26 protein-coding genes and 1 pseudogene are annotated in these 21314 nt (G+C 48.6%); 5 read left to right on the forward strand and 22 right to left on the reverse strand.

What is annotated here, in order from left to right:
* A partial coding sequence (locus B5D20_RS14035; RefSeq protein ID WP_207651228.1) for a hypothetical protein occupies positions 1-213 on the forward strand: 213 nt, incomplete at its 5' end.
* 19 nt (positions 214-232) lie between these two features.
* On the opposite strand, the gene B5D20_RS03125 is transcribed toward B5D20_RS14035, so the two are convergent.
* The 5 genes and pseudogenes from B5D20_RS03125 to B5D20_RS03145 all read right to left on the reverse strand — a co-directional run bounded on the left by B5D20_RS03125 (position 233) and on the right by B5D20_RS03145 (position 2654).
* The gene (locus B5D20_RS03125; RefSeq protein ID WP_278307752.1) at positions 233-658 is read right to left on the reverse strand and encodes a HutP family protein; all 426 of its coding nucleotides are present in this window, start codon (positions 656-658) and stop codon (positions 233-235) included.
* A gap of 68 nt (positions 659-726) precedes the next feature.
* Positions 727-1197, reverse strand: coding sequence for a hypothetical protein (locus tag B5D20_RS03130; RefSeq protein WP_078664763.1), 471 nt, complete (start codon positions 1195-1197; stop codon positions 727-729).
* Between the two features lie 62 nt (positions 1198-1259).
* Positions 1260-1718, reverse strand: coding sequence for a hypothetical protein (locus B5D20_RS03135; RefSeq protein ID WP_078664764.1), 459 nt, complete (start codon positions 1716-1718; stop codon positions 1260-1262).
* 21 nt (positions 1719-1739) lie between these two features.
* Positions 1740-2336: pseudogene (gene cobO / locus B5D20_RS03140) on the reverse strand (cob(I)yrinic acid a,c-diamide adenosyltransferase); the annotation flags it as partial.
* Between the two features lie 78 nt (positions 2337-2414).
* Positions 2415-2654 carry a hypothetical protein gene (locus B5D20_RS03145; protein WP_078664766.1) on the reverse strand — a complete coding sequence of 80 codons (240 nt, stop codon included), beginning with the start codon at positions 2652-2654 and terminating at the stop codon, positions 2415-2417.
* Positions 2655-2751: 97 nt separating this feature from the next.
* On the opposite strand from B5D20_RS03145, the gene B5D20_RS03150 reads away from it, so the two are divergent.
* Together B5D20_RS03150 and B5D20_RS03155 are read left to right on the forward strand one after the other, a co-directional pair.
* Entirely contained in the window at positions 2752-3261 is a 510-nt protein-coding gene (locus tag B5D20_RS03150) for a hypothetical protein (protein ID WP_078664767.1), read from the forward strand.
* Positions 3262-3320: 59 nt separating this feature from the next.
* Entirely contained in the window at positions 3321-3539 is a 219-nt protein-coding gene (locus B5D20_RS03155) for a hypothetical protein (protein WP_078664768.1), read from the forward strand.
* Between the two features lie 41 nt (positions 3540-3580).
* Here the strand turns inward: B5D20_RS03155 and B5D20_RS03160 are convergent, their stop codons facing one another.
* From B5D20_RS03160 to B5D20_RS03225, 14 genes are all read right to left on the reverse strand, one after another.
* Positions 3581-4927, reverse strand: coding sequence for a glucose-6-phosphate isomerase (locus B5D20_RS03160; RefSeq protein WP_078664769.1), 1347 nt, complete (start codon positions 4925-4927; stop codon positions 3581-3583).
* Positions 4928-4972: 45 nt separating this feature from the next.
* Positions 4973-5443: a GNAT family N-acetyltransferase gene (locus B5D20_RS03165; RefSeq protein WP_159071854.1), complete on the reverse strand. Its 471-nt coding sequence runs from the start codon at positions 5441-5443 to the stop codon at positions 4973-4975.
* 15 nt (positions 5444-5458) lie between these two features.
* A complete protein-coding gene (locus tag B5D20_RS03170; RefSeq protein WP_078664771.1) occupies positions 5459-6193 on the reverse strand; it encodes a pseudouridine synthase in 735 nt (244 codons plus the stop codon).
* A gap of 19 nt (positions 6194-6212) precedes the next feature.
* Complete coding sequence (locus tag B5D20_RS03175; RefSeq protein ID WP_078664772.1) at positions 6213-6752, reverse strand: spore maturation protein; 540 nt, start codon at positions 6750-6752, stop codon at positions 6213-6215.
* Positions 6743-7324 (reverse strand): nucleoside recognition domain-containing protein, encoded by a 582-nt coding sequence (locus B5D20_RS03180; protein ID WP_078664773.1) that lies wholly within the window; start codon positions 7322-7324, stop codon positions 6743-6745. The genes B5D20_RS03175 and B5D20_RS03180 overlap by 10 nt, the downstream gene beginning before the upstream one ends.
* A 62-nt stretch (positions 7325-7386) precedes the next feature.
* Positions 7387-7800 carry a nucleoside triphosphate pyrophosphohydrolase family protein gene (locus B5D20_RS03185; RefSeq protein WP_078664774.1) on the reverse strand — a complete coding sequence of 138 codons (414 nt, stop codon included), beginning with the start codon at positions 7798-7800 and terminating at the stop codon, positions 7387-7389.
* Positions 7801-7878: 78 nt separating this feature from the next.
* Positions 7879-8316 (reverse strand): GerW family sporulation protein, encoded by a 438-nt coding sequence (gene ytfJ / locus B5D20_RS03190; RefSeq protein ID WP_078664775.1) that lies wholly within the window; start codon positions 8314-8316, stop codon positions 7879-7881.
* A complete protein-coding gene (locus B5D20_RS03195) occupies positions 8294-8920 on the reverse strand; it encodes a hypothetical protein (protein ID WP_078664776.1) in 627 nt (208 codons plus the stop codon). Before B5D20_RS03195 ends, ytfJ begins: the two co-directional genes overlap by 23 nt.
* A 55-nt stretch (positions 8921-8975) precedes the next feature.
* Complete coding sequence (scpB, locus tag B5D20_RS03200) at positions 8976-9515, reverse strand: SMC-Scp complex subunit ScpB (protein ID WP_078664777.1); 540 nt, start codon at positions 9513-9515, stop codon at positions 8976-8978.
* Positions 9512-10282: a segregation and condensation protein A gene (locus B5D20_RS03205; protein ID WP_078664871.1), complete on the reverse strand. Its 771-nt coding sequence runs from the start codon at positions 10280-10282 to the stop codon at positions 9512-9514. Before B5D20_RS03205 ends, scpB begins: the two co-directional genes overlap by 4 nt.
* A 14-nt stretch (positions 10283-10296) precedes the next feature.
* On the reverse strand, positions 10297-11283 hold the full coding sequence (trpS, locus tag B5D20_RS03210) for a tryptophan--tRNA ligase (protein WP_078664778.1): 987 nt from the start codon (positions 11281-11283) through the stop codon (positions 10297-10299).
* 26 nt (positions 11284-11309) lie between these two features.
* Positions 11310-11942, reverse strand: coding sequence for a site-2 protease family protein (locus tag B5D20_RS03215; RefSeq protein WP_078664779.1), 633 nt, complete (start codon positions 11940-11942; stop codon positions 11310-11312).
* Positions 11935-14580, reverse strand: a complete 2646-nt coding sequence (locus B5D20_RS03220; RefSeq protein WP_078664780.1) for a CBS domain-containing protein — start codon at positions 14578-14580, stop codon at positions 11935-11937. The genes B5D20_RS03215 and B5D20_RS03220 overlap by 8 nt, the downstream gene beginning before the upstream one ends.
* A 76-nt stretch (positions 14581-14656) precedes the next feature.
* On the reverse strand, positions 14657-17071 hold the full coding sequence (locus tag B5D20_RS03225; protein ID WP_078664781.1) for a glycogen/starch/alpha-glucan phosphorylase: 2415 nt from the start codon (positions 17069-17071) through the stop codon (positions 14657-14659).
* 119 nt (positions 17072-17190) lie between these two features.
* Here B5D20_RS03225 and B5D20_RS03230 point away from each other — a divergent pair, with 119 nt between their 5' ends.
* Complete coding sequence (locus B5D20_RS03230; RefSeq protein ID WP_078664782.1) at positions 17191-18396, forward strand: amidohydrolase family protein; 1206 nt, start codon at positions 17191-17193, stop codon at positions 18394-18396.
* A complete protein-coding gene (locus B5D20_RS03235; RefSeq protein WP_078664783.1) occupies positions 18338-19495 on the forward strand; it encodes a nickel pincer cofactor-dependent isomerase, group 22 in 1158 nt (385 codons plus the stop codon). Before B5D20_RS03230 ends, B5D20_RS03235 begins: the two co-directional genes overlap by 59 nt.
* On the opposite strand, the gene B5D20_RS03240 is transcribed toward B5D20_RS03235, so the two are convergent.
* From B5D20_RS03240 to queC, 3 genes are read right to left on the reverse strand one after another with little or no spacing between them, the layout of a single operon-like run.
* Entirely contained in the window at positions 19492-19944 is a 453-nt protein-coding gene (locus B5D20_RS03240) for an OsmC family protein (protein WP_078664784.1), read from the reverse strand. The genes B5D20_RS03235 and B5D20_RS03240 overlap by 4 nt on opposite strands.
* 55 nt (positions 19945-19999) lie before the next feature.
* Positions 20000-20614, reverse strand: coding sequence for an SIR2 family NAD-dependent protein deacylase (locus B5D20_RS03245; protein ID WP_078664785.1), 615 nt, complete (start codon positions 20612-20614; stop codon positions 20000-20002).
* Positions 20615-20632: 18 nt separating this feature from the next.
* Positions 20633-21307 carry a 7-cyano-7-deazaguanine synthase QueC gene (queC, locus tag B5D20_RS03250; RefSeq protein WP_078664786.1) on the reverse strand — a complete coding sequence of 225 codons (675 nt, stop codon included), beginning with the start codon at positions 21305-21307 and terminating at the stop codon, positions 20633-20635.
* Positions 21308-21314: the final 7 nt, after the last annotated feature.

Consider the following 21314-nt stretch of genomic DNA (forward strand, 5'->3'; position numbering starts at 1 on the left):
AGGCATCCCTCCCTGGGTAGGATTTTTGTCTTTTCAACTTCAATTTTACCACAGGTGGATGCCTGTTGCTTATTTTTTACAACATTTGAGGCTGGGGTGAATTTTTCCCTCAGCCTCTTGTTTTGCGCTAAAAACCCTTTTCTATACACCTTTTTCTGGGGTAAATTTATTTTTGACCTTTCGCTAATCCCTTGGATTGTCAGGATTTTCTGACAACGCAATTAGCTCGTTTTTATTGTGGGGCTGCACGGTGGCCTAAACCAATAGCGACCTCATCCAAATGTAAAAGTCCTATACCAAAGAAAACGGCTACGCTAATATGGTCTTGATAACGAGCAATACCAATTTTGCCACCTACGTTTAACCCAACTGCTTTAGGCATGATTTGAGCCAGAGCTTCTCGGGTTGCACCTGCAACCGCTCCTTCGTCGGCATGGGTATCTTTGATAACGCCTTCTCGTTTAGCTGCCACAACAGCTCTCTCTACGATTTTTGCCACTGAAGGTACAAACTCACCACCATAATCTACTGCTGCAGTTTTTATCCCAATTTTGGCAAATTCGTTTTTCAAATTTTTTTCTTCTTCTCGGTCGGATGTTAACGCCATACGAATTGCAACAGCGGCAATTCGCTTGCTGCCAGTTGGTGCATGAACCAACGATATCACCTCATTAAACTCTCTGTAGCGTTAATTAATTATATCTAACAATTTGTATACAAGCAATATCACTCGGTGAATATTTCCGCCCGCTGACCTGCTTTTATTGACAATTGCCCCTTGCTTACTCTGCCCCGTTCAGTCCATTTCTCAACCTGCACAGTTATTGTTTTATTAAGTCTATTATAAATCGTAATGCGATCACGGTTCTGGGAGGGTATAGTTACCTCCCCCAGTAAAAAATCTGCAATCGCTATACCATTTCTTTCTACTATTATTGCAGCTGATTGGCTAAAGTTTTCAGGTATGAGGCGCCAGTAATAATCTGCTTGATTTTGTTCGGTGCTAAAAACAGATATAGCTTCTTCAGAGTAATATATATGTCCCTTGGGGTCCTGATGATTTTCTAAAAAGGCTGAGACTTTAAAATACCCCTCCATTGGTATTGAATTGTCCCACAATTGATAAAAGCCTATGCTCAAAATTGTTAAGATGGCTACTGCCGTAATAGCTCGAAATACATAATCCCAGGCAGGCATAATAATCCCTCCCGCAATATCATATGCCTGCCTCCTGGTCTCTTATGTAAAAATTTGTTTGATTATCGATTGTTTAGACGTTTCTCCCATAATTCTTTGGTTCTCTTCAATTCAGTAAAAAGACGAAACAGCAGTCGTTCTATTTCCAACCTATCCATGACAAAGTCCGCAGGAGCAAGGATTTCAATCTTGCGAAACTCATCTCGCACAATAAAGGGCAAAATCTCCTCAAGGGTATCACAGCGGACAGTTATAATCAAGGGCGCAAAGGCCATTTCCCTGCCATCCACTTCATCAGTCACGGTATAGATGTCTAGACCCATGTCTATTTCTTCGACAATTACCCCTTGCCAGGGTACGTTCCGCAGCAATGCTGCCTGCTGATCCCGGATTTCTTCAGCCATTTTTTCTGGAGACTTACCTCCAAATAAAGCTTTCTTTCCAGTCCCTTTAAAATCCAGGCGAATTCTCGCCCGTACCGGTGATATTACAACTTGGTTATTTTCCAGAGATTTAACCATAGATAAACCTCCAAACTTTTTCTAATACTCAATACCCCTTCTCGCTGAAATTCCCTGTTGAAATGGGTGCTTTATCTCTTTCATTTCTGTAACCAGATGGGCCGCTGCAATGATTTCCGGCGGAGCATTACGCCCGGTTAGGACCAACTCCACCAGAGGAGGCTTATTATTGATCAGTTCTAGAACTTCTTTCGTGGAAATTAGCTCAAAATAAATTGCATTTAGTACTTCATCTAAAATAATAATATCAAATTCATCGGTAGCCATGATCTTTCTAGTTTTTTCTAAAGCCATGGCAGCTTGTCTTATATCTTCGGCTGTAGCTTCCCCTTTTTTGACAAAGCATTGACCACATCCCCGGCAAGAATCTTCCCCCTGGCGAATAAGGTGACTGTAGGGACAGCCACGACCGTACTGGCTGAATTGAATGTAAGGATAAAGGCGATGCCAGGTAGCTAGCTCCCCATAATAACCGCTACCTTTCATGAATTGAATAATATAAACTTTAAAACCATGACCAATAGCCCGTAAAGCCAGGCCAAAGGCAGCCGTAGATTTTCCTTTGCTATTCCCTGTATAAACCTGAATTAGCCCCTGTGTTAAGCGCTGACGCATTTTCTCCTTCTCCCTTCCCTGAAGCTAAAAAAATTATTCTCCCCTGTCTGGCACTTTTCCTGCCGGACAGGGGATTTTTTTCTACCAGGTCAGGTCTCTGGAGCCACATAACCCGCAAGTATCAAAGTACCGCCTGGGGTTTTCATAGGCCAGTTGCGCCGTGTCCAGATCTGCTCCCGTTGCCTCCATAGTACTGATAAAACCCTCATCGTCAAAGTTAGCATAAAGGCCAGTCGGGGGACCACAGGCCTCGGGGACAGGTGGAGGAATCAGGGAACTGGAGAAGTTCACTGTGTTTCCACAATTATTGCAGCGTGGCATTATTCTCCCTCCTTCGTTGTAGTAGTATTTACCAGTGAGACTGCTTCCATACATGAAAACTTATCAGAAAAGAAATGCTATTACTGGAGGTGTGATTATGAAAAGAGTAGTAACAGCTCTTTTTAACAATGCCGGTGATGCCATTAAAGCCGTTCAAGAAATCAGTCCGTTTCTCGGACCAGATCAGGTTTCCGTAGTTACTAAGCTAAAATCCGATAATGAAGAGGTATTAGGAGGCCCAAAAGGGATACTCCTATATACCAGTCATATTTATGGCCAGTCTGAACCATTGGCTCCGCTGCAGGGGCTGTATCCTGTTGAAATAGTGGAACTCGAAAAGCATGGTACCTTCGCAGCTGTTGGCCCCCTGGCGGATGCAATTATGCAACCAGACAAGAGCATTGCTGATGCTCTGTCCTACCTGGGAGTTCATACTGAGGAGGCTAACTATCTGGCTACAGAAGTGCTGGAAGGCAATACCCTGGTAGCGATTGAATCAGATAACAGCAAAATTAATGAGATCGGTAACCTCCTGGCCAATTATGGCGGTTATGCAGTCAAGAAATGGGACAGAGATCTTGACCATGCTCTTTACCCCTACGGTTAAATTGGGACTTGCCAAGTCCCGCCTCCCATTTTAAAATAGAATCAGGGAGGTGGGAAACCATGCCACGGGTAAAAAAGTTTGGTACTTTCCGGTTGAACAGCATGGGGAAGAGCATTGAAATCAACATGGATCATGGTTGTGGTATCTGTGATAGTGAAGAATTCCGGCATCTCAACACCCGTTTAGTGGATGAAAAGGGCTGGGTTTCAGAATTCAAGTGTAATGGTTGTGGTGATGTCATTCGTTTATCCCATCATCACCACAATGTTATCGACTAAAAATATAACCCCGTTCCACAGGGGGAACGGGGTGTCCTGTTTTATAGCCTTTTTAATAATTCCTGGCGTAATTGCTCATAACCAGGTTTACCCAGTAAAGCAAACATATTCTTTTTATATGCCTCTACACCAGGCTGGTTAAATGGATTTACCCCCAGTAAATAGCCACTTATTCCACAGGCCTTTTCAAAGAAATAGACTAACTGGCCAAAATAATATGGATTATTGGCAGGTATATTGACAACCAGTGCCGGTACCCCGCCATCAGCATGGGCCAAGAGAGTGCCGGCAAAAGCTTGCTTATTGACAAAATCCAGCGACTTCCCGCTAACAAAATTCAGGCCATCACTGTCATCGGGATCTTCGGGTATGAACAATTCTGCTGTAGATTGTTCAAACATGAGAACGGTTTCAAACAGATTGCGCAAACCTTCCTGTAAATACTGCCCCAGGGAATGCAGGTCAGTGGAAAACTCTACTGCCGCAGGAAAGATACCTTTGCCGTCTTTACCTTCGCTCTCTCCGTATAACTGTTTCCACCATTCGGCAAAGGAATGTAACTGGGGTTCATAGCTGACCAGTACTTCCAGAGTCTTGCCTTTGGCATACAAAAGATTACGTAGAGCTGCATACTGGTATGCCGGGTTCTGTTCCAGGTTTTGGTTAGCATACAACTCCATGGCCTCGCGCGCCCCGGCCATGATTTCCTCAATGTCAATTCCGGCCGCAGCTATTGGCAACATTCCCACTGCCGTAAGCACAGAATAACGGCCCCCGATTTCGTCTGGAATGACAAAGGTTTCATAGCCTTTTTCGGTAGCCAGGCGTTTTAAAGCTCCCCGGTTCCTGTCAGTGGTAACATATATCCGTTCCCGGGCCCCTTCAACCCCATATTTGCGTTCCAGCAGCTTCCGGAAGAAGCGGAAAGCAAGCGCCGGTTCGGTTGTGGTTCCTGATTTTGAAATAACGTTTAGTGCCAGCTCCTTACCTTCCAGTACTTCTAATAGATGTTTTAAATATACCGGACTCAGGTTATTACCGGCAAAATAAATTTCCGGTGCCTGTCTTTTCTCCGCCTTAAGTTGATTGCGGAAAGTGTGGCCAAGCAGTTCAATCGCAGCTCTGGCCCCCAGATAAGAACCCCCAATACCGATAACAATCAGGGCATCTGCCTGTTCCTTGATGCGGGCAGCAGCATTTTTTATTCTCTCAAACTCCTGGCGATCATAGGTTTGTGGCCATTCAACCCAGCCAGTGAATTCCTGGCCGGGTCCTTTCTTTTCATGTAGCAGCTGGTGAGCGAGCTTAACAGCCGGTGCCAGCTGGCTTAATTCCTCCTCACGAACAAAAGCTAGTGCTTTGCCATAGTCAAGGGTGATGTTTTTCATAAGCTACCTCCTCTGGATTTGATTTATAATGCATGCCCAGGCTGTTTAGCGATTAAGCCAGAAGGCCCGCCGTTCCATATAGGGAACAAATCCCTGACTGCTCCAGAAATTACGGGCGATTTCATTTTCCTGGGCATTAGCAATTTCCACCAGTTCCACGCCGTTTTTTTCAAACCACTCCAGAATAGCGCGTAAAAGGGCTTGTCCAATGCCCTGCCGTCTGCGACTGGCCCGGACTCCCAGTTCAGAAATAAATCCAAGGCGTGTAATAGTGAAAATTGGGGGCCGGGTCAACAACATACCATGGCAAAAACCCAGTACCTCACCATGTTCTTCTGCCAGAATCAAAAAATTGGTAGGATCTGCTAGTAGCGTATTGAGATAGCGAAAATAATTTTCCCTGGCTCCAGCCGCCAGCCGATATTGTTCCCCGTATTGTTCATGGAAAACAGCCAGTTCATACCATAAAGCTGTAATCCCGTACAAATCCTCACGGGTTGCCTCACGCACAATCATCCCGGTCTCCCCCATTTATTTCCTCTCAATCCTGGCTATTTGCCTGAGTTTCCTGATCTCTTCACTGTTTAGATAACGATATCCACCCTTCTTAAGACCTTTTAAATTTAAAAAAGCGAAGCTGGAACGTTTCAGAAATAGAACCGGATGACCTATGTACTGGCACATGCGTCTAACCTGGCGTTTCCTGCCTTCATGAATGGTAATCTCCAGCCAGGCTCTTCTGCCTTCCTTGCCTGCTAACCTGACCTGTGCCGGAGCCGTCATCCCGTCTTCCAGAGGGACCCCCTGGCGTAGTGCCTGCAATTTTTCCTCCTCCGGTACCCCTTCTACCAGAGCCAAATAGGTTTTGGGTACTTTATAGCGCGGGTGGGTAAGAGCATAGGTCAATTCACCGTCATTGGTCAATAAAAGTAGTCCTTCCGTGTCATAATCCAGGCGACCGACGGGAAAAACCCGGGTCTTTACATCCTTAAGCAATTGTAAGACCGTAGGGCGCCCTTGCGGGTCTCTGACGGTAGTGACATAACCTCGCGGTTTATATAATAAAATATAAATTTTCTCATCGTTAATTTTTATCTTGTTACCATTAACTTCGATCAGGTCGCGCTCGGGATCAGCCTTAAAACCCAGTTCTTTTATCACTTTGCCGTTTACTTTCACTTTTCCTGCCAAAATCAGTTCTTCTGCCCGTCTCCGGGAAGCAATCCCCGCTTTAGCCAGGATTTTTTGCAATCTCTCCAGCGGCATCTTTTTTCCTCCCCTGTTATTAAGCAAAAGCCTGTTTACAAATAACAATTGCTGCCAGAAATGCCACAGCATCAGCCACTAACCCTGCCCAGGGAGCATGCCGAAATTTCTTGACCCCCACTGACCCGAAATAAAGGGACAGAATATAAAAAGTAGTTTCTGTACTACCCTGCATAACTGCAGCAATCCTGCCAATTAAACTATCCGGGCCATATGTCTTCATTATATCACCACTCAAAACCAATGCACCGCTACCGGATAGTGGGCGGAGTATCGCCAAAGCCAGCAAATCCGGTGGTATATCAAATAAACTAAGAACAGGAGCCAAAGCTCTGCCGATAAAGTCCAGGGCCCCGGAGGCCCGAAATACATTAATGGCTACCAGCATCGCCACTAAATATGGTATCACTTTTATTGCTGTTGTAAAACCCTTTTCTGCCCCTTCGATAAAAATCTCATAGGCTTTAATCCGTTTACCTGCCGCTACTAAGATCACCAGAACCAGAAAAAACGGCACCAGCCAGCGGGAAAGCTCTTGCAGTGCAGTGATCACCACCATCGCCTCCTCCGCCACCAGCGATCCAGCAGCAGGCCAGCTCCCAGCCCGAACAATGTAGCCAGCATCGTGGGTCCGATAATGTCAGTAGGTTGCTGAGCTCCCAGTTTGGCTCGCAAGGCAATGACTGTTGTTGGAATCAAGGTAAAACAAGCGGTGTTTAGTACCAGAAATGTACACATAGCATTACTGGCTTCATCCCGGTAGCCATTCAGTTTTTGCAACTCCTGCATAGCCAGCAGGCCCAGAGGGGTGGCTGCATTGCCCAGGCCCAGTAAATTGGCAGCAATATTCATCAGCATTGCGCCCATGGCCGGATGCTGCACCGGAACGTCAGGAAAAAGTCTGATCAGGAGAGGACGCAAAAGCCTGGCCAGCCCATTTACCAGCCCAGCTTCCTCAGCTATTCGCAAAATGCCCAGCCAGAAGGCCATAATGCCTACCAAACCCAGGGCCAGCTCCACCGCCTGTTGCGCTCCCTGCCAGGCAGCCTGAAGAACCCGGTCTATTTGCCCATTAATAGCCCCAAAGAGGAAACCGCAAAGCAGTAAACCGCTCCACAGCCAGTTGAGCATAAAAAAACCTCCCGACTTTTGCTACCTTCAATATACGCTCTGAGCGGGAGGAAAAGAACTTTTTATAATTCATAAATAACAGCAAAACCAAATTCTCTGGCTATTTTTTCCGCTTCTGCAACATCTTCTTCACCCCAGATGGACCAACCACCTTTGCGCACTCCCTGAACCAGCAGTTCCACTTCTCCCGGCCTGATCACCATCACCCGTTCTGACTGATTGCGGGCACTGCGTTGCATCTGAGCTATTTGCCGCTCAATAGCAGCTTCCAGATCCACATCCATTACTTTCAGAGCAATAAACAAACAGGAAAGGGCATCTTCCAGCTCCTTGCGGGCGCTTTCTTCATCCCCCCGTAACAGAGCCTTGAGGCTTTCTGCCACTTCTTCATTAAGATGGCTGATCACCTGCCGTGGATCCAAAACCTTGTACTTACGATTAGCCCAAATTGCTTCCACAGCTGCTCGTAATTCCATGCGACCCTACCCCTTTAGTGGCATTAAATTTTACCAACAATTATACCGCAAAGAAAAAAGGGGGACAAGCCCCTATCACTATAATCCCGCCCCGATATCTGTCTTGTTCTCCTCTTTTTCCTTGCTTTTTTTCCCACTGACAATGTTCTGTATTTTTTCCAGAAGACCGGGAGCCATGTCCAGCAATCGATCCACCACCGCATTTCCATCAACCGGCAAGAGCCGTACCTGATTCTGACCTACTACTAAAAATCCAACCGGTTGTACTGATACTCCTGCACCACTACCACCCCCAAAGGGTATGGCCTGGGTGTTATCTTTCTTGTTGCCCCCACCTAAAAGCTCAAACTCCCCGCCGCCAGCAGCAAAACCACAGCATACTCTGGAAACGGGAATTATCACCGTCCCATCCGGTGTTTCTACCGGGTCACCCACTATGGTATTTACATCCACCATTTCCTTGATGCTTTCCATTGCTGTTTTCATCAATGCCTCAATGGGATGCTGGTCTGCCATCAGCTTTTCCCCCTTTTTTACACTTCCATAACCGCCAGAGCGTTTTCCCGGCGGCATTAATAATATGACCACAGGAAAGGTTTACTATGCACAAAAAACCTATTTGCCATTCCGAGGCAAGGAAATCAGGCCGATAGGCAAATTCTGCTGTACGGGAAGATGGAGCGAAAAAGCGGGGGATCATCCGGTTAACCAGGGCTACCCCTATCCAGACCAGACCAGAAAAGAGGCCAGTTAAGTGAGGGGCAAAAGGCCACCCTCCTTGTAGTTCCAGGCGCAATCTCAATACGCGGGCATGACGGCGCAAACTGTTAAACCAGGGTTCAAATGTATAAAGGTAATTGTTCAGATTGGTACCCAGGTAGTCCCGCAACACTTCTGACCAGAAAAAACGCAATTGCTTTTTATGCCAGTGGAGTTCCTGAGCCGGCCATTCCGAATAAAGCACAGTCCATCCCTGCCTGGCCAGAGCTAAACGCCAGATTATTTTTTTCTCTGTTCCAGTGCGTTTTATTTTTAATTCCAGATATACAGGCAGGCGGTAAAGAGCCCAACCAGCTAAGCCTATGAAGGCCAGGATAAGAAACCAATACAGGCCCGACACCGCACTTCCCCCTTAAATTTCGATCCCTTGTTAATTTAACCGCAAAAAAACCGCCCTATTCTTCCAGGGCGGTAAGAAATTCCTCCAATGGGGGTAGATCAGCCAGACTTTGCAAACCAAAGTGGCTGAGAAACATTTCGGTTGTTCCATACAGGATAGGTTTACCCAGACCCTCCCGGCGGCCTACTTCCTTGATCAGGCCTCTTTCCAGCAGAGTATTGATGGCCTTCTCAGTTTTCACTCCCCGGATGAGCTCGATTTCGCTCCGGGTAATTGGCTGCCGGTAGGCAATAATGGCCAGGGTCTCCAGGGCTGCTTTTGATAAAAAATTGCTTTGCTGAGGGCGAAACAAGCGCTCAATATAATGAGCAAATACTGGTTTAGTCACCAGCCGCCAGCCCTCAGTTCCTTGCAGTAACGTTAATCCCCGTTCCGGCCGTTGCAAATCTTCCTGCAATTTTTGCAGCTGTTCCTGCACTTCTTCCTGGCTGATGCCCAGGATTGTGGCCAGTTTTTCCTCAGTCAATGACTCAGTAGCAGCAAATAAAACCGCTTCCAGGGCTGCCTGTAATTCCTCGGAAAAGAGGGTGGTCACTCCTGTTCCTCCTCAATCATAATGGTGTTGTTGCCTTTAATCTCAATTTCGCCAAACAGCTGCCTTTGAAAAAGGGCAATCTTGCCCTGCCGAAACAGCTCTAAAATAGCCAGAAAGGTAGTAACAACCTCGGTTCGACTGGATCGCCTGGTAAACAGGGAAGAAAAAGTTATTCCTTCGGGGTAGAGGACCAGATGGCGCAAAATCTCCCGCATTTTATCCCGTATCGAAAATTGTTCCCGAGTATAGGAAACAGGTTTGAGATCTTCCTGGTCCTCAGCCCGTTCCAGCACTTGCTTTAAAGCTGCCAGCAGCTGTTCCAGCGTCACCCCGGCCAGTGGATTCCGGGGGCAAAAGAGATATTCATACAGCTCGCGACAGTTCTGGCGAAAATACATCTGGCCCTGTTCTCTTTCCCGTATTTCCAGAAGCTGGGCTACAGCCTTGAACTGTTTATATTCCAGAAGTTTTTCCACCAGCTCCTCGCGAGGGTCTTCCTCATAGACCAGCTCGTCCTCTTCCTCCCCTTCCAGGCGCGGCCGGGGCAGAAGCATTTTAGCTTTAATGGCCAGCAACTTGGCGGCCATGACCAGAAATTCGGAAGTAACCTCCAGATCCAGTTCCTGCATGGCTTGCAGGTAGTCCAGATACTGTTCCACCACAGTAGCAATGGGGATATCGTAAATATTCATCTGGTTTTTGTCAATTAAATGACATAATAAATCTAAAGGTCCAGAAAATGTTTCCAGCTGGATTTCGTAGGCCACCATCTTCTTCCTTTCTAAAACTTCAATGCCTCCCGGACCCGTTGCATTGTCGCCTCAGCTTTGCGGCTGGCCTTGTCCCTCCCGGCAGCCAGAACCTCTTCCACCAGACCCGCCTGTTCACTGTAATGTCTCCGCCTCTCCCTTAGAGGAGTCATTACTTCATTCAGACGTTCCGCCAGTTGCTTTTTGCAGTCAATACACCCAATACCAGCGGTACGGCAACCTTCGGCAATTTCCACAATAGCCGCAGGATTGTAGATTTTCTGATAGGTATAAACCACACATACGTCAGGATTGCCTGGATCCTGACGCCGAACACGGGCCGGATCTGTGACCATTTGTCGGATTTTTTGCCAGAGGCTTTCCGGCTCTTCTACCATGCTAATATCATTGCCATAGGATTTGCTCATTTTCCGTCCATCCAGACCCGGCAAAAGGGGAACCTCCCCCAAAATAGCCTGAGGCTCGGGAAAGAGCTGGGTCTGATAGAGATAGTTGAAGCGGCGCCCTACTTCCCGGGTCAACTCCAGGTGGGGTAACTGGTCCTGCCCGATCGGAACAGCATCGGCCAGATAGACGAGGATATCAGCCGCCTGCAGCAAAGGATAGCCCAGGAAACCATAAGTGTTGATATCCTTCCCCTGGTCACCAAACTGTTGAATTTGGTCTTTATAAGTAGGCACCCTTTCCAGCCAGGAAATAGGAGTGATCATGGAAAAAACCAGGTGTAGTTCCGCATGTTGCTGCACTTTGCTTTGCACAAAGATGGCCGCCTTTTCCGGGTCCAGACCAGCAGCCAGCCAATCCAGTACCAGTTCCCGGGTATTGGCCGCTATTTGTTCGGTATTTTCAAAGGCAGTGGTAATTGCATGCCAGTCAGCTACCATAAAGTAGCAATCATTTTCTTCCTGTAGTTTAACCCAGTTTTCCAGAACACTTAAATGACCGATATGCAAGCGCCCGGTCGGCCGCATGCCACTAAGTATGGTTTTTCTCTGCATTGACTGTGCTCCTTTCCCCATCTATGCTAGACTATTAAATTGGCTACAAATTGCAAGAAAGTAATTAATACATCCCGCAAGGGAACTAAAAGAACCCGATGAAAACCTGTTAGCAGCATCAAGAAAAGAATTGGATAGGAGTACTGTTCCAGCAGTTCCAGCCAGCGGGTATAGCGATAAGGCAACAGACCAAACAGGATTTTGGAGCCATCCAGAGGCGGAATGGGCAGAAGGTTGAAAACTGCCAAACCTACATTGATACTGAGAATTCCCTGCAAAATGATTTCAAGGACAGGAGATAGTTCAATTCCAAAACGGACCAACAACCCCCAGCTAATTACTGTCAGCAAGGCTATTAAGACATTAGTCAGCGGACCAGCCAGGCTTACCAGCATCATCCCTGTCCGCATATCTATTCGGCGGGTAAAGCGCACTGGATTGACAGGAACCGGTTTGGCCCAGCCAAAACCGGTAAAGATGAGCAACAATGTACCCACTGGATCCAGATGGGAAAGAGGATTTATATTTAACCGCCCTTCCCTTGCCGCTGTATCATCTCCCAGTTTATAGGCGACCCAGGCATGGGCAAATTCATGGAAAGCAAAACCCAATAATAAACCTGGTATACTCGCAATTAAGGAATATAAATCATTAAACATTAAATCCCTCTCTCCTTGCTATTTCTCTGGCCAATTGTATTTCATCCTCTCGCGTCACCGCTTTCCCATCCAGTTTAGAACGGCGGATCTCGGCCAGGATTGTACGATATACAGGTCCTCTGGGAATGCCCAGCTGAATAAGATCATTGCCGCTGATATGCAGTTTTAATTCGCGCCTGCGGGCATAATAGGCCTGCAACATGCCGTGGGGACCCGGTTTTTGAGTGGCCGCCAGGAAAAAAGCTCCTGCCTCCCAGCCCAATTCATCCAGATGGGCAGCCAATCGGCCCAGGGTAATCTGGGGCCATTCCCGCAACAGCAGCTGTACCTGGGGCCAGGCTTTCATGGCAGCGAGGATAGTGTCCCGTTCTACCGCTGCCAGCCGCATTCTTTCCACTACCTCTTCCTGCTGGGCCACAGGCAAACGGTACAACAACCCCATCATATAAGCCAGCCAGGGCTGGAATGCCTCCTTGCCTACCGCTTGTTCCTTCAACCATAAAATCTCCCTGGGTAAGGCCTCCAATACCAGACAACATTGCTGGTCCAGATTAAGCTCCGGGATAATCAGGTCCCAGAGACCTAATTCCTGCATGCGGAAAATAGCCTTGGAAGGATTGTCCTCACTAAAAATATGTTTCAGTTCCTCCCTGATCCGGTCATAGGATAGTTTGGTCAACCACTGATCCTTAATAGCCTGTTGCGCCAGCCGCAAAGTGGTAGTCTCCATTAGGAAATTATATCTCTGTTCAAACCTGATGGCACGTAAAATTCTGGTGGGGTCTTCTACAAAGGAAAGATTATAGAGAACCCGGATCACCCCTTCTTCTAAATCCCGCCGACCGCCAAAATAATCCACCAGCTGACCAAAGTTGTCCCGGGACAAATCGATGGCCATGGCATTGATGGTAAAATCGCGGCGGTACAAATCCTCCCGTAAGGTAGATTTTTCCACCCTGGGCAGGGCAGCGGGGTATTCATAGTATTCCGTTCTGGCGGTGGCCACATCGATTTTAAAATCATTGGGGAGGATGACTATGGCCGTGCCGAATTTTTCGTGGGTACGGACACGGCCACAGAAAAACTCGGCCAGTTCCTGACCAAAAGCAATACCATCCCCCTCTACCACCAGATCAATATCAAAGTTTTCCACTCCCAGCAAAAGGTCCCGTACAAAACCGCCTACCACATAAACCTGACGGTGATTTTTGGCCGCTACATAACTGATTTTAGCCAGCAAATCAGTGATTTCCGCCGGCAAGCGCTCCTGCAAAAGCTGTTTTATGGTCTTGCGCTCCCCGCTGGCGTCCTCTTCCGGCAAATAAACGGCCTGAATGCGATGGGGCAATAAATCCCCGTGTAGAGTTCGCAGAACGTCGGTCCTGGAAACGATACCTACCAGCCGTCCCTGCTCAACCACCGGCAGGCGGCCAATATTATGTTCAATCAATAATCTTTGAATTTCCGGCAAAGGTACATGCGGTTCAATGGTAATCACCTTACGGCTCATATAGCCTTTGACCGGAGCATGCCCCAGATTGTGCAGCTGGGCTTTATCAATGTCCCGCCGGGAGATAATCCCCACCAAATCCAGGTTTTCATTGACAACAGGTAAGCCGGAATGGCCATAGCGTAACATGATTTTTCCGGCTTCGTCAATGGAGGTATGAGGAAAAACGGTCTTAACGGGAGCTGACATCAGATCCCGGGCAGTTAGCAAGGGCCGGATCCGTTCTTTCATGATTTGTTCCAGTTGCTTGAGAACTTCATCCAAAGTCATATCTTTCACACTGGCAGATGCTGCCTTGGCATGACCAGCCCCACCAAAGGGTTCCAGCAAGTCAGCCACATCCACCCCTTCGCAGCGGCTGCGAGCTACAATTTGCACCCGATCTTCCATTTCTACTGCCGCAATGATCACATCCACTGCTTCTATTTCCCCCAGCTTGTGCACCAGCAATGCCAGCCCGCTGATAAATTCCTCCCCGCTGGAACGGCTGAGCAACACCTTGACCCCATTGACCAGATGATGCTGGGCATTGATGATCAGGCGGTTAAGCAACTGTTTCTGGCTTTCCGTCAGGGGGCGTTCAATGAATTCCGCCAGGAGCTTCAGGTTAGCTCCCTGGCGAAGTAAATATGCCACTGCTGCCGCATCCCGGGCCGTGGTTGTGGTAAAGGTCAAGGAGCCGGTATCTTCATAAATACCGATGGCCAGCAAAGTGGCTTCCAATGGATGCAGAGGCAAGCCCGCCCTTTGGATTTCCTCCACCAGCAAGGTGGTGGTGGCCCCCACCTGGTCCACCACTTCCACCTGGCCTTTTACATCCTCTTCATTGCGGGGATGATGGTCATAGATAATCACTTCCAGGCCGGGTTTACCGATGATTTTAGCCACTGGTCCCAGGCGAGAAGCGGTTTTGGTATCAACAACAATCACTTTCTTGACTTTATTTAACGGAATTTCTTTTGCCTTTCTGATCTGAAAAGTATCTTTATAAAGGGCCATAAACTCTTCTACATTGCGGCACATTTTCCCAGCTGCCACCAGAACAGCTTCCGGATGCAGTTTTTTGGCAGCCACCATGGCTGCCAGCCCGTCGAAATCCGTATTGCTGTGGCTGATAATTATCTCCATCTCCGTCCTCCGCCATTGCTTACTTTACCCTTGTATTATAGCAGAAACAGGCCTGGATTGCTATTTTTTGCAGCAATCAGAGCAGTCCCCAGATTTCCCCGGCATATTCCCTGATGGTTCTGTCACTGGAAAAACGGCCCGAACAGGCGATATTGGTCAAGCTCATACGTTGCCAGCGCTGGAAATCCCGGTATAAATTGTCGATTTTAGCCTGGGCTTCGGCATAAGGCAAAAAGTCCTTGAGGACAAAAAACTCATCACTGTGGGTCAAACTGGAATAAATATTGCTGAATTCTTCCCTGGCAGCGGGCAAAAAGCCATTGATCAGGGAATCCACCACTCGTTTTAGCCGCGGCAGGGAATTATATAAATACCAGGAACTGTAACCGCCATGTTCATAATAGTGCATTACCCTGTCTGCAGTAAGCCCAAAGAAGACAATATTATCCTCTCCTACTGCTTCTCCAATTTCAATATTGGCACCATCCCGGGTTCCTATGGTAATAGCTCCATTCATCATGAATTTCATATTGCCTGTACCCGAAGCTTCTTTTCCTGCCGTTGAGATCTGTTCACTCACCTCAGCCGCAGGCATGACCAGCTCCGCCAGGGAAACCCGGTAGTTTTCCAGAAAACAAACCTGTAAACGGTCATTAAAGCGGCGGTCATTGTTGATTTTCTCGGCAACTGTATTGATAAGTTTAATAATACTTTTAGCCATATAATAGCTGGGTGCTGCTTTACCGCCAAAAATAAAGGTACGGGGTACCAGGTCCAGGTTGGGCTCATCCAGCAAGCGCAGGTACAAGTCCAGTACATGCAGAATATTTAAGAGTTGGCGCTTATATGCATGAATACGTTTCACCTGAACATCAAACAGAGAAGCCGGGTCTACTTTCAGACCACAATGCTGGTAAATAAACCGGGCCATCCTTTCCTTGTTCTGACGCTTGATAGATGCCGCCCTTTCCTGTAAATCCCGGTTATCAACCAGGGGTAACAGACGTTTCAGTTCTTCCGGTTCCCGGATCCAGCTATCCCCAATCACTTCTGTAAGCAGTTCCGCCAGCTGCGGATTAGCTTTTAACAACCAGCGGCGATGGGTAATACCATTGGTTTTGTTAGTGAATTTTTCGGGAAAATACTCGTAAAACTCCCGCATTTCCCTGGTTTTCAAGATCTCTGTATGAATTCTGGCCACTCCATTGACCCGGTAACTACCGGCTAGAGCCAAATGAGCCATTTTTACATAACCGTCTGCCACTACCGCCATCCGGTGGATACGCTCCCAATCACCGGGATATCTCCCCCAGAGAGCCCTGCAAAAACGTTCATTTATCTCCTCCACGATCATGTAAATCCTGGGCAAAAGCTGTTTGAACAGCTCAATAGGCCATTTTTCCAGGGCTTCAGCCAGAATGGTATGGTTGGTATAAGACACGGTTCTAGTGGTTATATCCCAGGCTTCATCCCAGCCCAGCCCTTCTTCATCCATAAGTATCCGCATTAACTCAGGAATTACCAGTACCGGATGGGTATCATTAACCTGGATAGCGATTTTTTCCGGCAGCAAATGCCACTGATTGGCGTAGCATTTTTTGAAATAGCGCAAGATACTCTGTATACCGGCAGAGACAAAGAAGTATTGCTGTTTTAAGCGCAGTTCCCGTCCTTTATATGTATTATCATCCGGGTACAGTACCTGGGAAATAGCCTCCACCGCATATTTATATTCTACTGCCTTCAGGTATTCCCCTCGGCTAAAACAGGCGAAATCGAATTCCGTCCTGGCCACTTCTGCACTCCATAAACGCAGGGTGTTAACACAATCATTGCGATAACCGATGATGGGAATGTCATAAGGCACTGCTATTATTTCCTCATAGTTTTCATGAATAAAATTCAACCGGCCCTGTTTTTCCTCCACCCTGACCTGACCGCCAAAGCGCACCTTAACTGCTTTATCCGCCCGCCGGGTTTCCCAGACATTCCCTTCTTTCAGCCAATTTTCCGGCAGCTCTACCTGATAGCCATTAACAAGTTTTTGTTCAAACAGCCCGTATTTATATCTGATACCACAACCGTGGCCAGCCAGTCCCAGCGATGCCAGGGAGTCGAGAAAACAGGCTGCCAGTCGGCCTAAACCGCCATTTCCCAGGCCTGCATCCGGTTCCACTTCTTCCAGCAGGGAATAGTCCACTCCCAGTTCCTGTAAAGCCGCTTGCCAGTTCTCCTGCCAGCCCAGGTTGATTAGATTATTGCTCAATAGACGCCCTAACATGAATTCCAGGGAAAAATAATAAACCTGTTTTGTCTGTTGCTGGGCATGTCGTCGTTTGGATTCCACCCAGCGCTGGTAAATGGCTTCCCGCACCAGATGTCCCAGCACCTGATATTTCTCCTGCTCTGTCGCTTCTTCCAGCGTTTTGCCGAACAAAGCTGCCAGTTTCTCGAGAAATGCCTGCTTAAAACTCTCCTTGTCTGCCAGCATGCCACACCCTCCTCTAATCTGTGCTCTTATATATCTATTCTCACATACTTTTGCAATAGTAGCAATCCTTCCCTTTATATTATATAATAATTTGCAAAAACAGGAGGGTGTAGAGATACGTGGTCAGCCACTTTCTGCTGTTATCGGGGTTTCTTAGCTGTGGTATGAATCAACCTGTGGAAACCCCGGTGGTTCTGGAAATAAAAAAAGGCAAACTCCAGCGGCTCATTCCCTGGCAGGCTTACCCTGCGGACTTACCTGCTCCCGATACAACCTATGCTGATTGTTATGCCCTCACCCCGCTGGCAGATGCCCATGTCCATCTGGCTCTAGACGGGGTGGATTTTGCAGCTGCCCGGGCCCGCTGGAACGACGAAACAGGTATGCACCATATGTGGCAAACTAATCTGGAATCGATGGCCAGAGCCGGTGTGCTGGCAGCCCGGGATGGCGGGGACCGCCAGGGCTGGGCCCATCGTCTCGCCGCCCAAATGGACAGCCTTTTTTATATACATACCACCCATCCCGCCTACTGTCGGGAAGGGGGATATGGTACTGCCTTTGCCCATCCCCTGGGGCGTAATGCCATGCCTCCCTGGGGCGAGCTGACGACACAAATTAGAGCCAATGGCTCCCGGCACCTGAAACTGATGCTATCAGGCATTATTTCCTTTACCGAATACGGCCAGGTCGGGCCCTGCCAGTTTACAGAGAAGGAATTGTCCGCTTTAGTAGCTCAGGCCAATGGGGCAGGATTACCCCTCATGGTACATGCCAGCGGTGCTGAAGCCAGTGCCTTAGCTGCCAGTTGCGGGGTACACAGTCTGGAACATGGTTACTTCCTCACCGAATCCACCCTGACCCAGCTAGCGCAAAAGGGCATTTACTGGGTCCCCACTCTGGCTCCGGTAGCCGCTCAGGCCCCGGCCTATCCGGTAGCAGCCCGCAGCCTGGATAGGCAAATGCAAATGGTAGAACTGGCCCGGCAATTGGGAGTGCCGGTAGTAGCAGGCAGTGATGCCGGGGCCACAGGAGTCAGACATGGTTTTGGCTTACTGAAGGAACTGGAGCTCCTGGGTCAGTGTGGCTACTCACCACTGGAACTGCTGACAAAGGTTTTGCGCCACACCTGGCAATCCCTGAATCCTGACCTGGATCCTGTCTGGCCTCTCCCGGCCTTGAACCTGTATCGCCAGCCGCCCTGGCAAAAGCTTTCTGCCCTTTCTGCCGATCTGATTACCATCCTCTGGTTGGGAGATGATGAAATTGCAAGAACAACACTGGCAAAAAGTCACCTTAAGTTTTCCCCGGCCTCGTCTGACTGACCCGACGGCAGTTTTACAGGCCGGACTGGAAAGGTTATGGCAGCAGCAGCCCCTGGCAGCCGGAGCTACCGTGGCCATACCGGTAGGCAGCCGGGGCATAGCCGTTTTACCCACCCTGCTCAAACAAATTCTGGATTTTTTGCGTCAGCGTCAGGTTACTCCCTATTTGATTGCCGCCATGGGCAGTCATGGCGGTAGTACCGCTGAAGGACAATTGCGGGTCCTGGCTGAACTGGGTATTAGTGCTGACACTATGGGCTGCCCGGTATATCCCGGGGTTGTTACCCGGGAAACTGACAGGCTGAAGAATGGCACCCCGATATTTACCCTGGAATTACCGCTGCCCACCAATGCTATTCTGTTAATTAACCGGGTTAAACCTCATACTTCTTTTACTGGTCCCTGGGAGAGCGGTCTGGTCAAAATGCTGGCTCTGGGTATGGGCGGTCCTGCTGGAGCAGCAGCCTTACATGCTGGCGGCCCCCAGAGCTTAAGCCAGCGTCTGGGTGAAGCCGCCCGGCTGCTGCTTACCCGCCTGCCGATCTGGGGAGGCATAGCCATTCTGGAAAACGCCTATCAGGAACTGGCCGACCTGGTGGCTCTTACTCCTGCAGAAATTCTGGCAGAAGAACCACAATTACTGGCCCGGGTTAAAGGCTGGCAACCCCGTCTGCCCTGGTCAGAGATCGATTTGCTGATGGTGGAGGAAATCGGGAAATGTTTTAGTGGCACTGGAATGGATACCCATGTTATCAATCGCCTGGGTATTCCCGGCCTACCTGCACCAGCTCCCTCTCCTCTGATCAAACTGATTCTGGTTTTGGACCTGGCCCCGGCATCCCAGGGCAATGCCTATGGAATCGGACTGGCTGATCTTACCACCCGGCAGCTGGTCAACAAGATTGACTGGACAGCCACCTATGCCAATGCCTTAACTACCGGATTTCTTGAGCGAGCCAAACTACCCCTCGTAGCTGCCGACGAAAAAGAGGCCCTGCACTGGGCCTCCAGAATACTGGGACATCGTCCCCGCTTAACTGTCAGAATTAAAAATACTCTGCAGCTGGATACCGTCTGGTTATGGGAAGAAACTGACTAGGGAACTGCCGGTCCAGGTTGCCAGTTGACCTCTACCACGGTCCCGGCTGCTTTTAGCATATTATATACCGGACAGCGTTTTTTGATTTGCTGGGCCAGGCGTTCCAGCTGTTCCTGATTGGCAGTGCTATCAATGCTAATCTCCTGTTTCACCCGGGTAAAATAGGGAGGTACATCTCCTTTACCCATAATACCATCGGTATTTAATTCCCCTTCTGCCCGCATCATCAGACCATTGACTTCAATGGCCATTTCTTTCGCAATCATTACCGCCATCACGGTGGTACAACCCAGTAACGAAGCCAGGACATATTCCATCGGGGTGGGAGCTGAATCCTGTCCGCCCAGATCTCCGGGCTCATCCATGGTTACGGGGGAAAACTCCCTGATGGTAATCTCGCTTTTCATTTGTTCTACCCAGTGGCTTTTAGCCTGCAATGTAATAATCATGGGCCTTACCTCCTGTCAGTTATTTCACTAACAGGATGGCGAAAGGGCCCTATTCTTATGCATGCCTTTCGGCATTAAAAAGGCGGTCCAGTAGTTCGGGCAGCACTTTTTCCGCTTCCGCATTTATTACCTCCACCCTGGCCCCGGCCAGGCGAGCTCGTTCGGTAACATAGCGGGCAGTGGAAGTATAAAAGGAAGTGCCAATAACCAGCAACAGTTCGGCATCAGCCACCAGATCCAGGGCCTGGGGCAACTGGGCCAGCCAGTCGCCATATAAGACGACATTGGGTTGCAGTACCTCCCGGCAGTCAGAACAAAAATGATTGTCTTTAACTACTGTAAAAGGATATTGGCGTTGACAGACCGGACAAAAAACATAGTCCAGATTGCCGTGAATTTCCACTAGCTCTTTGGTCCCGGCTTTACGGTGCAGGCCATCAATATTCATGGTTATTACCGGAATCTGATAGCGGGCCAGGGCCAGATGAGCAGGATTAGGTTCTGCCTGGCTTATTCTTTCATACATTTGCCACAGCTTCTGGTAGAACTCCTGCGGCTCCTCTTGAAAATAGTTCCGGGTCAGGTAGTCTCTGATTCCGGGCATTTCTTCAAAAGTAGGTATACCACTGGCTTTAGAAATGCCAGCTCCGGTGAAGGCGATTATTTTCATCCTTCTCACCTCTGCTCCTTAGAGATGAACATAATTTATCGGGTCCTGAAAACCTGCCCGGGAAAAACCCTGTAAACGCAAAAGACAGGCATCACAACGACCACAGGCCTTTTCTCCCCCCCGATAGCAGGTGGTTGTAAGGTGCAGGGGAGCCTTCAGCTCCATACCCAGTTTAATAATACCAGCCTTATCCAGATTGATTAAGGGGGTTACAATCTCGATTCTTTGAGCATCCCTGGTTGTCGCTTTAGTCGCATAATCCACTGTGGCCTGAAAGCGCTGGATAAACTCCGGTCGACAATCGGGATAGCCGGCATAGTCAAGGGCATTGACCCCGATATATATCCGTTCTGCTCCTACCACTTCAGCATAGCCGACGGCATAACTGAGGAAAATCAGATTGCGGGCTGGAACATAAGTAGGGGGAATGTCCTTGCGCTCTATATCCCCTTCCGGTACTTCCATTGTCCCCGTCAGGGCACTGCCCCCGATAGCATCCATGTTGGTAGTAATAATTAAATGCCGGGGACAGTGATAATATTCGGCAATCTGGCGGGCACTGTCCAGTTCCCGTTTGTGGCGCTGGTTATAATCAAAGGAAATGGGATATAGCTCATAACCATCCCGGTGCGCTAAAGCCAGACAGACGGTGGAATCTATGCCCCCGGATAATAAGACAACCGCTTTTTTCATGTTCTTT

This window comes from Carboxydocella sporoproducens DSM 16521 (assembly GCF_900167165.1).
In the GTDB taxonomy this organism is placed as follows: domain Bacteria; phylum Bacillota.

What these genes read in the sequence shown, in the direction of transcription:
- B5D20_RS03155 (WP_078664768.1), top strand. Translation starts at nt 3,321, where the DNA reads ATGCCACGGGTAAAAAAGTTTGGTACTTTCCGGTTGAACAGCATGGGG.
- B5D20_RS03130 (WP_078664763.1), bottom strand. Translation starts at nt 1,197, where the DNA reads ATGCCTGCCTGGGATTATGTATTTCGAGCTATTACGGCAGTAGCCATC.
- B5D20_RS03220 (WP_078664780.1), bottom strand. Translation starts at nt 14,580, where the DNA reads ATGGAGATAATTATCAGCCACAGCAATACGGATTTCGACGGGCTGGCA.
- B5D20_RS03150 (WP_078664767.1), top strand. Translation starts at nt 2,752, where the DNA reads ATGAAAAGAGTAGTAACAGCTCTTTTTAACAATGCCGGTGATGCCATT.
- B5D20_RS03135 (WP_078664764.1), bottom strand. Translation starts at nt 1,718, where the DNA reads ATGGTTAAATCTCTGGAAAATAACCAAGTTGTAATATCACCGGTACGG.
- queC (WP_078664786.1), bottom strand. Translation starts at nt 21,307, where the DNA reads ATGAAAAAAGCGGTTGTCTTATTATCCGGGGGCATAGATTCCACCGTC.
- B5D20_RS03245 (WP_078664785.1), bottom strand. Translation starts at nt 20,614, where the DNA reads ATGAAAATAATCGCCTTCACCGGAGCTGGCATTTCTAAAGCCAGTGGT.
- ytfJ (WP_078664775.1), bottom strand. Translation starts at nt 8,316, where the DNA reads ATGGCAGACCAGCATCCCATTGAGGCATTGATGAAAACAGCAATGGAA.
- B5D20_RS03180 (WP_078664773.1), bottom strand. Translation starts at nt 7,324, where the DNA reads ATGCTCAACTGGCTGTGGAGCGGTTTACTGCTTTGCGGTTTCCTCTTT.
- B5D20_RS03175 (WP_078664772.1), bottom strand. Translation starts at nt 6,752, where the DNA reads ATGGTGGTGATCACTGCACTGCAAGAGCTTTCCCGCTGGCTGGTGCCG.
- B5D20_RS03225 (WP_078664781.1), bottom strand. Translation starts at nt 17,071, where the DNA reads ATGCTGGCAGACAAGGAGAGTTTTAAGCAGGCATTTCTCGAGAAACTG.
- B5D20_RS03240 (WP_078664784.1), bottom strand. Translation starts at nt 19,944, where the DNA reads ATGATTATTACATTGCAGGCTAAAAGCCACTGGGTAGAACAAATGAAA.
- B5D20_RS03185 (WP_078664774.1), bottom strand. Translation starts at nt 7,800, where the DNA reads ATGGAATTACGAGCAGCTGTGGAAGCAATTTGGGCTAATCGTAAGTAC.
- trpS (WP_078664778.1), bottom strand. Translation starts at nt 11,283, where the DNA reads ATGCAGAGAAAAACCATACTTAGTGGCATGCGGCCGACCGGGCGCTTG.
- B5D20_RS03160 (WP_078664769.1), bottom strand. Translation starts at nt 4,927, where the DNA reads ATGAAAAACATCACCCTTGACTATGGCAAAGCACTAGCTTTTGTTCGT.
- B5D20_RS03215 (WP_078664779.1), bottom strand. Translation starts at nt 11,942, where the DNA reads ATGTTTAATGATTTATATTCCTTAATTGCGAGTATACCAGGTTTATTA.
- B5D20_RS03170 (WP_078664771.1), bottom strand. Translation starts at nt 6,193, where the DNA reads ATGCCGCTGGAGAGATTGCAAAAAATCCTGGCTAAAGCGGGGATTGCT.
- B5D20_RS03165 (WP_159071854.1), bottom strand. Translation starts at nt 5,443, where the DNA reads ATGATTGTGCGTGAGGCAACCCGTGAGGATTTGTACGGGATTACAGCT.
- B5D20_RS03145 (WP_078664766.1), bottom strand. Translation starts at nt 2,654, where the DNA reads ATGCCACGCTGCAATAATTGTGGAAACACAGTGAACTTCTCCAGTTCC.